This is a genomic window from Pedobacter sp. SL55, assembly GCF_026625705.1.
Classification (GTDB): Bacteria; Bacteroidota; Bacteroidia; order Sphingobacteriales; family Sphingobacteriaceae; genus Pedobacter.
Window position 1 is genome coordinate 3,748,767 of the sequence record NZ_CP113059.1, and the last position, 13,182, is coordinate 3,761,948.

A 13,182-nucleotide genomic window follows, 5' to 3' on the forward strand; every position below is an offset into this window, starting at 1 on the left:
TCTATGATGCCTTTGATTTACCTTTAATTTTTTCAAAAAACCGTTTTAAACCTATCCTTTTATCTACCTCTACAAATGCGTAAGTAACAGCACCTAACAAGAGTATTGTACCTGCGGTGTAAGCCTGCCAACCATTTAAATAAATTGCTACCAAGAAGCATAGCAACACTAATAAACCTTGATAAAAGAAAATTTTAATAAAAACTTTGCTAAACGAGAACTGATATAGTTTATGGGTAAGCACCAATACCTGAATGAGATAAAGCAAATAGCCCACTAAAAATGAGGCACCTAAGCCGTTAAGCCCCCAATAATAATAGCCTACCATATTTAAACCCAATAAATAAGCATTTGCAACAAGTTCGTTCCAAAAGAAAACCTTAGAAGCACCTTTTGCCAGTATTAAGAAAGCCACCGCCCAAGAACTAACTTTAAAAAACATTCCCAAGGCTAACCAAAGCACCATGTGGTTAATTGGTGCAAATTTGTGAGAGTAAAGCAATACCACTAACCACTTTATAGATACAAGAAAAAAGCAGATGATTGGCGCAATAATTAGTAGCGCAGTTTCTGCCTGTTGGTTAATTTCTTTTGTGGCCTTTACTTTATCTTGAGCTACGGCGGCTAAGCGAGGGTAATAATCTGCAGATAAAGCGGTAAAAATTAAGCCCACGTAAGAGTTGATGATGGCAAAGCCAGCGTTGTAAAAACCTACATCTTCAATAGAGCCAGTTTTAGTAATAAAAAGACGCAAAACATAAGCCGTGCCCATAGTGATTAAACCGCTAAGGCTAAGCATAAAACCCATGGTTAACATATCTTTACCTTCTAACCAAATGGTTTGCCAGCTTACTGCGGCCTTTTTAACTGGCACTTTACTGGCAAAATACCAAGTTAGTAACAAGGTAGTGATAGCACTAATAATAATGGCAGGCACAATGCCGTCTTTCGCAAACAAATAGTACAGGGGTATAGAAACAAATAGCCCCAATACAGCACCAGCCATATCTGATTTGGCCATATATTTAACTTTGCGCATACCGCGAAGCACCACAGACTGACCTGCACTAATTTGTGTAAAAAGTAAAGTAACCGACAATAAAGCAAAACCTAAGGCGTAATCTTTATTACCAAACGTAAGCTGACTTAGCCAAGGAGAAAGAATTAAAGCTACAATGAAACCCAGCATTCCCGTAATCCAAACCCATTTTCTAAAAACAGTAACTACCAGAGAAACTTTTTCGTCGCTACCGCTGCCATGTGCTTGCGCTACATTTTTAACGGCACTGGTAGCTAAACCAAAATTGGTTAGCGCACCTACCATACCCAAAGTACCCGTTAACAAAGCATTGATACCCATACCTGCTGGCCCAAGTAGCACGGCGATAAATTTAGACCTCACAATGTTGATCAAAATTTTAAACACCTGTGTACCGCCAAAAATAGCAGTGGTTTTAAAAATGCTTTTGTAACCCTCACTTTTCATTAAAGAAACTTCTAATGGCCATCGCTATTGCTTTTACTTCTGCCTGTGTCATGCCAGGCCACATAGGAATACTTAAACTGGTATCGGCCAATTCTTCTGCTATTGGAAAATCTCCTTTTGCGTAACCTAAATGAGTATATGCTTGTTGCAAATGTGGCGGTATTGGGTAGTGAATTAGGGTACCTATACCGTTATCATTCAAATATTTTTGTAATTGATCTCTGTATTGCGTACGCACCACAAATAAGTGATAAGCATGACTAGCCTGCGGATGAACATACGGCAGTATCAAATCGCCTAGGTCTTGTAACTCTTTGTTATACCACTCGGCTATTTGCACACGCTGGGCCGTAAAAGACATTAAGTGTTTCAATTTTACAGACAGAAAAGCAGCCTGCATTTCATCCAACCTCATGTTATGCCCAATAAGTTCGTTATTGTATTTTACTTTAGAGCCGTAGTTTCTTAATGCCTTTACTTTTTCGGCTAAGGCTAAATCGTTGGTTGTAATTGCACCAGCATCGCCAAGTGCGCCCAAATTTTTACCTGGATAAAAACTTACCCCATTGATATGACCAAAGCTACCTGTAATTTTGCCGTTAAATGTGGCTCCATGTGCCTGGGCATTATCTTCTATCACATACAATTGATGTTCCTTTGCAATAGCCATTATCTCGTCCATTTGACAAGCCTGACCATATAAATGCACAGGCATAATGGCTTTGGTTTGCGGCGTTATTGCTTTGGTTATATTTTCTGGATTGATGTTGTAGGTTTTAGGATCTGGTTCTACCAAAATTGGCGTTGCACCCGTATATGAAACCGCTAAAACTGTAGCAATGTAAGTATTTGAAGGAACGATAACTTCGTCTCCTACACCAATTTCTAGTGCCTTTAAAGCAAGGTACAAGGCATCTAAGCCATTGCTAACGCCTACGGTGTGCGCTACTTGGTTAAAAGTGGCATACTCTGTTTCAAAATTTGCTAAGTGCTTACCCAAAATAAACCAGTTGCTCTCGTAAACACTGGTAAAAGCACTAAGCATTTCATCTTTGAGCAAATCGTGCTGAAATTTAAAATCTAAAACAGGGATGTTCATATCAATATCAATTCGTTGTTTTCTACTTTCCAAGAGTTATTTTTATTGTCGAGGTAAATGTTGCCTTGTGCAATCATTTTGGTGCCATCTTCATTAAGCCAAGCCACCACCTTTGCCGGAGAGCCTATAACCAATGCCCTACTTGGCACATTTTTAGTAACCAATGCACCAGCTGCAACCATGGCGTACGCTCCAATAACCAAACCACCCAATACCACTGCAGCAGCACCAATTGAAGCCTTTTTATGGATGTAAGTTTGCTGGTATTTTTCGGAATATTGCTTAGACCTCGGGTATTTATCGTTAGTAAAAGTTACGTTTGGGCCAATAAAAACATCATCTTCTATTGCTATTCCCGTCCACAAATAAACTCCAGATTTAATGGTTACATTATTGCCTAAGCTTACCCCATTTTCTATAAACGTATGGCAGTTAATGTTGCAATTTTCGCCGATGGTAACGTCTTCCATCACAATAGCATATTGCCACACTCTGGTGTCCTGTCCTATTCGGATACTTTTAACATCGGCCAAGGGATGTATCATCATAAACCTTTATATTTTAAATATTCGTTGTAATCCCTGAAATAATCATCCTCGCCATAAGTTTTAGAAGCCAGCACTAAACAAATAGAGCCACTAGAAAAATTATCGATCTCTCTCCAAATTCCTGCAGGCATATAAACGCCCATATTTGGGCGAGCCAGATGGATGGTTCGTTTAATGCGACCATCGTTTACGATTAAATCAAAACTGCCACTTGCTGCCACTATGAGTTGTTGCAGCTCTTTATGGCCGTGTCCACCTCTCGATTCTCCAGCAGGCACATCATATAAATAATACACCCTTTCTATAGAAAAAGGTATTTCGTCGCCTTCGTTAATAGCGGTAATATTGCCTTTGGTGTAGTGATTTTTTGGCAAACTGATTAAGTTGCAATCATATACTGTGGTAGATTTCATACCAATTGCGTTTTAAATTTTTCAAAATTGCGTTCGTAATCCTGTTCGTCGAATTTCATACTAGATAAATGCAGACTTAGAGAATTGGTAGAGAAGTTTTCCATGTGTCTCCAAGTAAGTGCCGGTATGTAAAGCCCGTAATAAGATCTATTTAATTGGTAAGTTTTTGTTGAACCATCGGGATTGGTAATTACCACATCAAAACTTCCACTCAAGGCAATAATAACTTCTTCTTGCTGATGGTAAGCATGACCGCCTCGGCTCTCGCCACCTGGTACATCATAAGTCCAAAACGTTCTTTTAATTTTAAAGGGAACCTGATCTTGGTACTGAAGAAAAGTAAGATTTCCTCTTGGATCGAGTATTTTTGGAAATTCAATTATTTTAACCACTTTCTTTTATTGTTATGCGTTAACAGATTGTAATTCTATCATCTTTTTGAAATCATTATTTCCACTAAGCAGGGTTTCAAAAGTTCCCATTTGGGCTATAGCACCTTCATGTAAGTAGATAATTTTATCGGCATTTTTTACGGTAGATAATCGATGGGCAATACAGATCATCGTAACCTTGCCTTTAAGCTGCTGTATGCTCTGTTGTATTTCCTTTTCGGTAAAAGAGTCCATTGACGAGGTAGCTTCATCCATTATCAAAAAATCAACATTTTTAAAAAGCTCTCTAGCCATGGCAATACGCTGTTTTTGGCCACCACTTAAATTGATACCGTCTGTACCTAAAATTTCATGCATACCGTTTTCTTTGGCCTGTACAAAATCCCAAATAGCGGCAGATTTGCAAGCGCTTTCGAACCTTAATAAATTCTCTGGAGTTGGCTCTGCCCAAATGGTAACGTTGTTATAAATGGTATCGTTAAAGATCACAGTGTCTTGTGTGATGTAACCAATTCTAGTCTGAAAACTTATTAAATCCCAATCTTGTAGCCCCATAGCATCGGCCATTATTTTACCTGTACTTGGCTTTAACAAACCTGTAATTAGGCTTACCAACGTAGATTTTCCGCTACCGCTGGGGCCAACTATAGCTATGGTTTCGTTTTTTTGTATGGTAAAAGAGATATCGTGCAATACGGTACGTTTACCGTATTTATAGCCTACCCTATCTAAAATTAAGCTATCCCGAAGTCCGGTAAACCTAATGCCTTTCGTTTCTTCTTTGTTAGTTTCTAAAACGCTTATCAATTGCTCGGTACTTTCTAAAGCACCAGCAACTCCCAAAAATGAACTCCAAGCGGTTTGGTATTGCATTAAACACGATAACGCCCTGTAGAAAAAAAGGAGGCTAACCAGCACGGCAGCTAGTGGCTCTCTTAAAACTATGGCCTGTACCATAATTACGGCACATAAAACCACGATGCTTAAAGGCTCTCTAGCGGCGCTTAAAAAAACAGACATCACGCCAATTTTGGTGTTTTTCTGCTCTATATCTTCTACCTGTGTCGCTAGCTTATTACGGTACTTTGCCGCAACTCCAGTGGCTTTAAGATATTTGTAAGATGAAAGATAATCAGCAATTAAACCCTGAAATTTACCGCTACCATCAGTTAATTGGCGTGATATAGACTTTGTTTTTCTATATACTCTTCCATAAATAAAATCTACCAATAAACCGCCAACACAAACCATACAAGCAAATTTCCAGTTTAGCGTAAATGCAAAAGCGATGTATACAAGCACCAATATCAATTGCTGAAAAGCTAAAAAATAAGACTGGCAAGCTCTAGCTACCCGTTCTATTTCTGTAGTTAGCATATTTTGTATTTTACCTTGGTTGCAAGAAGCGAAATAATGATAGCTAACTTCGTTTAGGGATTTTATGCTGTTTAACCTAATTTGCTTTATGAAATATTGCTGCGTAGCTACCTGATAAGCACCTTTAAAATAATAAGCAATGCCTTTTAATACAAAGAAAACAAGTAGCATTACCAAAACTGTTTGCAGATTTAAGGCAAATCCAAAATCTTCGATCCATTGGGTTATCGCAATGGTGTTATCGTCTTTAGTTTGAGCCAAGTTTTGGCCAGCAGCTATATAAAGTAAGGGAAGAAACATGCTTAGCCCCAAACCATCTAATAAGCCTACCACAATATTAAGTATCACTACAAAAAACACTCGCTCTTTAAGATAGCTCCTAAAGAAATTAAAATAATGAATTCGCTTTTTAAGTGTTTCTTGCATAATGCTTACTTTTTAGAAAACCAATTTGACATTTTCTTAGAAACAGGATTTTTCTCTACTGCGGCATGATAGCCATAACCATATTGCTTGTTAAAAACTACCTCCATATCATTATAAATTACGTAAGCTTTCTTCATCAGTCCTTTTTCAATTAGGCTGTTTAAGTAATCTATAGAGCTCCACTCAGAGTTAAGGTGTCTAAAAATGTAAAAATTGATATCAGCTACCTTAAAAATATCTATCGTTTCTGATACGAAACCTGCAGGCGGACAATCAAGAATAACCACGTCATACTTCTCTCTCAGTTCCTTAATCATCTGTACAAAAGTTGGTCGCACTATTAACTCAGCAGGGTTTGGAGGTAGTGGGCCAGAAAGTAGAATATCTAAATTTTGCGAGCCCGATGGCTGGATTAAATCATCTAAAACACCATTGCCAATTAAATAATTACTTACTCCTACGTCTTTGGGCAAGTTAAAATTTTCGGCAAGTTTAGGCATCCGTAAATCCATACCTACCAAAATGGTTTTTTTACCACTTAACGAGTAAATAGAGGCGGTGTTGATAGAACAAAACGTTTTCCCTTCACCAGCTTTACCACTAGTAAAAGAAATAACCAGGCTATCTTCTTGTTCGTGCAAAAATTGTGTACTGGCACGTATACTCCTAAAATTCTCACTAATAAAAGATCTTGGAGATTGAAGTACAATAGCACTACCCTCTTTACCAAAGTTTCTGAAGACAATACCTACCAAGGGAGCCAACACCCTTTTTTCTAGTAGTTTAACATCGTAGATTTTATTATCAAAAGAATTGCGTACAAAAATAATTAGTACCGGAATTAAAATACCTAAGCAAAACGCTATAATATAATTTCTGCTAGAAATAGGCGACAACACACCACCAACTTGCCTAGATAAATCTAAAATTTGGCTAGAAGGCACATTACTTGCACTGGTTATCTCGGCTTCTGAACGTTTTTGCAGTAAGTAAGTGTAAATGTTTTCGCTAATAGTAAACTGCCGTTGGATACTTAGCAAATTTCGCTCTACCTGAGGTAACTGATCTAGTTCGCCACTTAATTCGGCTATTCTAGCGTTTACATCTTTTAAAGATAAATTGGCCGCATTTAACGAGCGCTTTAAATTTTCGCGAACTGAGGCCAACAAACTAGCATACTTAAACTCAAGATCTTTTAAAGCTTGGTTTTCTGGCGATAAGACCTGTCTAAGCCTTTCTCGCTTACTTTGGTTTTCTAACAGTTCTGGAATAAGCCTTTCCAAAATACTTTCTTCTATACCGATAGATGAAGGTACAACCAGCTGGCTTACCTTATCTTGCTCTAGGTAAGCAAGCGTACTTTGGTAATACTTTATTTTTAAACTAATGGCTGCACTATTGTCTTGCAAAGTGCCTAAACGAGCATAAACAACATTACCTTGTTCTTTTAAGTTAAAACTCTCGCTTTTAGTTCTATACGACTGCAATTTATCTTCAAAAAAGACCATCGAATCGGTAATGTTCTTTAGCTGCTCTTTAATAAATGCGGCAGTATTAATTGAGGTCTGATTTTTAACTTTTAACTCTCGCTCTTGGTAAACCTGAATAAGCTTATTGATATATGCTTTGTCTTTATCCACCATTTGGCTTTCTAGGCCTAGCGATAAAATTGAAGACTCTTTTTTAAGCAGTTCTACCTTCATCTTCTTGCTGTAAGCCTCGGCAAGGTCAAAGTCAGATCTAAGTCTAAAAGAAAAATCTTTTGCTTTATTAACGATATCGTTCCGTACTATTCTAAACTTGTAGTTTTTAGCTACAATCCATTGATTTAGGCGATATGAGCCAGCTATGCCTAATTTGTCTAGGTCTAGTACGCTCTTTCTATCTTTAGCTTTCGGATCGTAAAGCGCTAAAGATTTATCGGCAATACTTAAAGAAAATGTATCGTTTCCAGTAAAAAGCACTTCCAATTCTCCGCCCAACACTTGGCGGTGTTCCCAATCTACCTCTATAGTATAAGGCAGTGTATGGTAAACTTCGTAATGCCTCCAAAAATTTTCTTGAAAATACTCTACATTAAAATCTAACTGCTTAACCGCATTAAGGGCTAAAGTAAAAGAATTTAAAATAGCGATTTCATTATCTATACTATTTGGCATTTTTATACCAATATTTTGGAATAAATCTATCGACTCTGCATTTTTATCTTGCTTAATTTCTAGCGTAGCCTTAACCTGATAAGTTGGATTGGCCGTTTTAAGCAAAATATAAGCTATGCAAAGGTTTACAAGAACAAAAACCAATATATATGGCCAAATTTTTACTACATCTACAAACAGCTTCCTAATGTCACTATTTTCGTCAACACGCTCTTTGGGTTTAGATATGGTGTGTATATTCTCTGGCTTCATATTACTTGGTTAACCCGACGATTAATGCGGCGGCACTTAAAATGGTCACTAAAATCTGTATCGTCTGCCCGGTATTTGCACCTGCGCCATATTGTCTAACCTTCATAGGCTCGGCATATAACTGATCGTTAGGCTGTATAAAATAATAGGGAGATTTAATGATATCCCTCTCGTTAAGGTTAAGCACGTGTATTTTTGTACCCTCTGGATATTGTCTTAGCAACAGCACTTTGCTTCTTTTAGCCAGTAAAGTCATATCGCCAGAGTTGGCAATGGCTTCAAAAATGGTTAATCTTTCTTGCAGTATCACATACCTGCCAGGCTTGTTAAATTCGCCAAAAGTACTAAACCTAATCCCTCCTAATTTTACCTTTACGTATAAGGTTTCTTCGGTAGCCTTTTTAAAATAAGCGCCTAATCTTTCCGTAATTTTAGATTCAGTTTCTTCTAACGTTAGGCCACCAATAGCCAGCTTACCTATAAACGGCAATTTAATTTCGCCCTGCTGGTTAAGGGTATAACCGGTCATATAATAAGCATCACCACCAGATTGCATTACCCCTGCTTGGTTGCTCATATTTACAGTTTCATCGGGGTTTCTTAATCCAAAAACAGCGTTCATTTCTGGTATAGAAGTTTTAATCTGTACGTCTACAATATCATTATACTGCAAACGATATACGGGAATGTTGTATTTAATTAAAACATCCTCGTTTAGCGCATTATCATTCTTGTTTTTTTGTAGGTAAACAATACGTTTATTAGAAATACAAGAAGACATCATTAAAAAACCAACAAGGCATAAAATGGTGTATGAAAATTTAAGTTTATTTCTATAGATCATAAAAGGAAAAAAATACAGATAAAAGCAGTTGCATTATTTAACTATCGTTAGGAAATTATCCTGTTAACGTAGCTTAAAACCGGCATACAAGGCTTAATTAATAACAACACCAATGCACCAATCGCTACAAATTCTACCATATTTACATAGGCTGCTAAAAGGGATAGAACTCTGTTTCCCGACCAAAAAAAAGCCAAGAAAAAAGAGAAAAAAAGATAAAAATGTATTAACACTAATAGTAGCAAATAAAGGTTGCAAACAAAGCCTTAATACACCGAACTTAAACTTGTCGAGCATAAGCCAAATGTATTGCTTTGGTAAAGCAGATTGGCATTTTAAGATATGCAATGACACTATTTGTAAATGAAACGCACACCTACCAGTAAGCACCATTTCATTTACATTATAAAACAGTAGAACGTTCTAAAACCTAACCCCAATTTCAAATCAATAAATTAGCTGCTAACTAGCTACAACAGCTCAAACAATCTAAATAAATAACGTGAACTTACATTACAAATCTATGTTTCTCTCTCAACGGGTTTACGGTAAGGAGTTAGATCATGCGCTTCCCTCGATACCAAATGAGAATACGATACTAAACGCCATCGATGCGTTTTCATTTGGCTTTTTAAAATTAAATTTTGATGGTAAGGTACGTTATTGGAGTCCTGCGGCAGAAAAGCTTACCGGTTACACAGCAGAAGAAATATTAAACAAAAATATTTTTGGTTCTATACCAGAAATAGACTTGGTAAAATTCCATAAGATGTGGCACCAACTCACTTACGAAAAGCGTGAGTTACAGTTTCGGGAATATTACTGGGCAGCACAAAGTTGGTTTCAGTTCTACGCCTACCCTGCCGAAGACCATATCTTGATTTACTTTAAGGATATCGGCAAAAAAATTGCACTTAGAAAAAAATTAGCTTTAAAAATTGGCCAGTTCAGAGAGATTTCCGTATTTAACTCTCATGAAATCAGAAAATCATTGGCCAATTTGATAGGCCTTTCGGATATGCTAAGGGATGATATTACCAAAGAGGAATTACGGGAATTTGTAGGATACATTAATCGTTCGGCCAAAGACCTAGAGCACATCATTACCAATAGAGATTTTTTAGTTAAAGACAATAGCGAAGCCTTATTGCCTAAGTTAGAGATTTTCGATATCAAATCATTATTGCACGAAATTAAAGACGAGTTTGCAAAAAAAACAGCACACCAATTTCATTTTAGATGTACATCTGGAAAAATATACGCCGATAGGCAAAACATAGCAACCTGCATTAGACTAACGCTACAACATGCCTGCGCCAAAGCCTCTGATAAACAACCTATTCAATTAAGTACATTCTTAAAAGATGGTATTTTCTATATTTCTATAAACAACGTCGAAAACATTATCTCAGCCGAAGAGCTTACGCAGTTACATGGAGCAATTATCAGCAAAACAAATAGAAGGCATCCGTTACAAAAAGTAGCCCTACTCTGCCAAAAACATCACGGAAGTATTTGGCTCAGTTCAAACATTGCCAAAGGCACCACCCATACCATCGCCATCCCAATCAATAGTTTTTCATCTTTTAAAATTGCTAAACCACCTCAAGCAAATTTACCCGCAATAAACGAAATGCTGGTACAATTTGATTTTAGCAATCGCTGTATCAAACTAAAATGGATAGGACATTTTGATGAAAATAGTAGAAAGAAGAACTTTTACAGACTTATAGAAATCCTAAAGAACAACTCCTTTTCAAAAATAATTAGCGATGAAACAGCTGTAATAGGTGGAAACACGGCTGCTGTAAATTGGATGGCTAACTACGGTTTTCCTTTGTTAGTAAAATTTGGATTAAAGCATTACGCCTGGATTGTTTCGAAAAACGAGTTTGCGCTACTTAGTGCTTCCCAAATAGCAAAAACATTAAAAAAACATCAAATCATCAGCATGTTCCACAAAAACCACTTGGCCACTAAGTGGATTTACAAACAAGATTAAAGAAACACTAAATAAATATATGTTAACGAGCAAAAATCCTAAAATTGCCATTATAGGCCTTGGTTATGTTGGGCTTCCACTAGCCATTGCATTCGCCCAAAAATACAACGTACTAGGTTTTGATATTGATGAAGAACGTGTAGATGAACTTACCCAAGGCAAAGATAGAACCCAAGAAGCTAACCTAGCGGTACTTAACGAGGTTATTCTTTCGAAAAAAACAGGTGCTAAAGGCTTATCTTTTTCTTGTAACCAACAAGAGCTAAAAGATTACAATGTTTTTATTGTTACCGTACCTACCCCAATAGACGAATTTAAAGCCCCAGATCTTAGTCCTTTGCTTAGTGCCTCTAAAATGTTGGGGAACGTTTTGAAGCCTGATGATGTGGTAATTTACGAATCTACTGTATATCCGGGCTGTACCGAAGAAGATTGTGTGCCCGTACTAGAAAAAATATCGGGCCTAAAATTTAACACCGATTTTTATTGTGGCTACTCTCCAGAACGTATTAACCCCGGCGACAAAATAAATACACTAACGAAAATAAAAAAAGTAACCTCGGGCTCTACACCAGAAATTGCACAATTTGTAGACGATTTGTATGCTTCTATCATTACCGCTGGTACGCACAAAGCTCCAAGTATAAAAGTTGCCGAAGCCTCTAAAGCTATTGAGAATGCTCAAAGAGATGTGAACATTTCGTTCGTTAACGAGCTGGCCTTAATTTTCGACAGAATGGGCATAGATACCAATGATGTGATTGAAGCTGCCGGTACAAAGTGGAATTTTCTAAAGTACAAGCCAGGCCTAGTTGGTGGGCACTGCATAGGTGTAGATCCGTATTATTTGGCGCACAAAGCACAAGCATTAGGCTACCACCCTCAGGTTATACTCTCTGGCAGAAGAGTGAACGACAATATGGGCAATTTTGTAGCCGATAAAGTGGTAAAATTAATGATCCAAAAAGACTTGAAAATAAAAGGTGCAAAGGCATTAATTATGGGTATCACTTTTAAAGAAGATTGCCCTGATGTAAGAAACACCCGCATTGTAGACATTTACCACGAATTAAAACAGTTTGGTCTTGAGGTAGACGTTTACGACCCTTTGGCAGACCCTATAGAGGTAGAAAAAGAATACGGCATTAAAATATTGAGTACCAGAAAACAAAATTTGGTATACGATGCCGTAATTGTAGCGGTAGCACACAACGAGTTTCTTGGTTTTAATTTTAATGAAATAGTTAGTGAACAAGGAGTTATTTTTGATACCAAAGCTTGTTTAGACAGAAATTTAGTTGACGCCCGACTTTAAAATACCAATAAAATGCCGTAGATATGTACTGTAAATAATGGCTAAACAGTAATTAGTTTTTAAAATGATCTCCTTTTTTCACAAAAAACACATTGTGGATAACATGGCATGGTTGGGGCTAGATATGCACAACCATATTTTACCCGGAATAGACGACGGTGTACAAGATGTACAGGAAGCAGTTTATTTTATTAAAACGTTGAACAATTTAGGTTTAGACCATTTCATTTGTACGCCCCACATTTACGAAGGGCTATATCCAAATACACCGCAAACCATATCTACGGCTTTACAATTATTAAAAAATTCAGAAGAAATATCTTCGATGAATGTAAACATCACCGCCGCTGCAGAGCACATGGTAGATGATGCTTTTAAAATCACTCCAAATTTAGTGCCTTTAGCTAATGGTTACCTTTTGGTAGAAGTACCCTACTCTACCGAAGTACGAAATTTAGAACAAATCATTTTCGATCTTCAAATTGCTGGTTTAAAGGTTATTTTAGCCCATCCAGAAAGATATTTGTTCTACTATAACCAAGTAGATAAATTTGCCAGATTGAAAGAAAGGGGCGTTTTTTTTCAACTGAACCTACTCTCTATAGCTGGCTATTACGGCAAAGAAATTAAGGCATTTGCAACGCATATCTTAAAAAAAGGTTGGTATGATTTTGCAGGAACAGACCTACATCATACAAAGCACCTAGAGCAAATTAAAAACATGGTAACAAGTGGTGCACTTTATAAAGCTATAGGTCATTATCCGTTTAAAAACAAAGAACTTATTCTATCGTATCAGCTTTAATTCAATAAAAATCAATTTTCATTAACAAAAAAACCCTTCCAGCAAATGCTGAAAGGGTTTCTAT

Annotated in this window: 11 protein-coding genes; 3 read left to right on the forward strand and 8 right to left on the reverse strand. The window is 37.0% G+C overall.

The genetic code is table 11. The features are described from left to right. Position 1 precedes the first annotated feature (1 nt). The 8 genes from OVA16_RS16775 to OVA16_RS16810 are packed head-to-tail and all read right to left on the reverse strand — an operon-like array spanning position 2 to position 8,996. Positions 2-1,486 carry an O-antigen translocase gene (locus OVA16_RS16775; protein WP_267761796.1) on the reverse strand — a complete coding sequence of 495 codons (1,485 nt, stop codon included), beginning with the start codon at positions 1,484-1,486 and terminating at the stop codon, positions 2-4. After that, positions 1,476-2,618, reverse strand: coding sequence for a DegT/DnrJ/EryC1/StrS family aminotransferase (locus OVA16_RS16780; RefSeq protein WP_267761799.1), 1,143 nt, complete (start codon positions 2,616-2,618; stop codon positions 1,476-1,478). The genes OVA16_RS16775 and OVA16_RS16780 overlap by 11 nt, the downstream gene beginning before the upstream one ends. Continuing rightward, positions 2,582-3,133 (reverse strand): acyltransferase, encoded by a 552-nt coding sequence (locus OVA16_RS16785; RefSeq protein ID WP_267761802.1) that lies wholly within the window; start codon positions 3,131-3,133, stop codon positions 2,582-2,584. Before OVA16_RS16785 ends, OVA16_RS16780 begins: the two co-directional genes overlap by 37 nt. Further along, a complete protein-coding gene (locus tag OVA16_RS16790) occupies positions 3,130-3,546 on the reverse strand; it encodes a sugar 3,4-ketoisomerase (RefSeq protein ID WP_267761804.1) in 417 nt (138 codons plus the stop codon). Before OVA16_RS16790 ends, OVA16_RS16785 begins: the two co-directional genes overlap by 4 nt. Beyond that, entirely contained in the window at positions 3,543-3,938 is a 396-nt protein-coding gene (locus OVA16_RS16795; RefSeq protein ID WP_267761806.1) for a sugar 3,4-ketoisomerase, read from the reverse strand. Before OVA16_RS16795 ends, OVA16_RS16790 begins: the two co-directional genes overlap by 4 nt. A gap of 12 nt (positions 3,939-3,950) precedes the next feature. Then, a complete protein-coding gene (locus OVA16_RS16800; protein ID WP_267761808.1) occupies positions 3,951-5,741 on the reverse strand; it encodes an ABC transporter ATP-binding protein in 1,791 nt (596 codons plus the stop codon). 5 nt (positions 5,742-5,746) lie between these two features. After that, positions 5,747-8,152: a GumC family protein gene (locus tag OVA16_RS16805; protein WP_267761811.1), complete on the reverse strand. Its 2,406-nt coding sequence runs from the start codon at positions 8,150-8,152 to the stop codon at positions 5,747-5,749. 1 nt (position 8,153) lies between these two features. After that, positions 8,154-8,996: a polysaccharide biosynthesis/export family protein gene (locus OVA16_RS16810; protein WP_267761814.1), complete on the reverse strand. Its 843-nt coding sequence runs from the start codon at positions 8,994-8,996 to the stop codon at positions 8,154-8,156. A 502-nt stretch (positions 8,997-9,498) separates the two neighbouring features. Between OVA16_RS16810 and OVA16_RS16815 the strand changes: the two genes are divergently transcribed. The 3 genes from OVA16_RS16815 (at position 9,499) to OVA16_RS16825 (ending at position 13,118) form a co-directional block, all read left to right on the forward strand. Continuing rightward, on the forward strand, positions 9,499-10,998 hold the full coding sequence (locus OVA16_RS16815) for a PAS domain-containing protein (protein ID WP_267761817.1): 1,500 nt from the start codon (positions 9,499-9,501) through the stop codon (positions 10,996-10,998). A 19-nt stretch (positions 10,999-11,017) separates the two neighbouring features. After that, positions 11,018-12,313, forward strand: a complete 1,296-nt coding sequence (locus OVA16_RS16820) for a nucleotide sugar dehydrogenase (RefSeq protein ID WP_267761821.1) — start codon at positions 11,018-11,020, stop codon at positions 12,311-12,313. Between the two features lie 103 nt (positions 12,314-12,416). Then, on the forward strand, positions 12,417-13,118 hold the full coding sequence (locus tag OVA16_RS16825) for a tyrosine-protein phosphatase (protein WP_267765418.1): 702 nt from the start codon (positions 12,417-12,419) through the stop codon (positions 13,116-13,118). The last annotated feature ends 64 nt before the right edge of the window (positions 13,119-13,182 follow it).

Excerpts from the sequence above, each read along its gene's own strand:
- OVA16_RS16775 (WP_267761796.1), bottom strand. The coding sequence starts at position 1,486 with ATGAAAAGTGAGGGTTACAAAAGCATTTTTAAAACCACTGCTATTTTT.
- OVA16_RS16785 (WP_267761802.1), bottom strand. The coding sequence starts at position 3,133 with ATGATGATACATCCCTTGGCCGATGTTAAAAGTATCCGAATAGGACAG.
- OVA16_RS16805 (WP_267761811.1), bottom strand. The coding sequence starts at position 8,152 with ATGAAGCCAGAGAATATACACACCATATCTAAACCCAAAGAGCGTGTT.
- OVA16_RS16820 (WP_267761821.1), top strand. The coding sequence starts at position 11,018 with ATGTTAACGAGCAAAAATCCTAAAATTGCCATTATAGGCCTTGGTTAT.
- OVA16_RS16800 (WP_267761808.1), bottom strand. The coding sequence starts at position 5,741 with ATGCAAGAAACACTTAAAAAGCGAATTCATTATTTTAATTTCTTTAGG.
- OVA16_RS16825 (WP_267765418.1), top strand. The coding sequence starts at position 12,417 with ATGGCATGGTTGGGGCTAGATATGCACAACCATATTTTACCCGGAATA.
- OVA16_RS16810 (WP_267761814.1), bottom strand. The coding sequence starts at position 8,996 with ATGATCTATAGAAATAAACTTAAATTTTCATACACCATTTTATGCCTT.
- OVA16_RS16790 (WP_267761804.1), bottom strand. The coding sequence starts at position 3,546 with ATGAAATCTACCACAGTATATGATTGCAACTTAATCAGTTTGCCAAAA.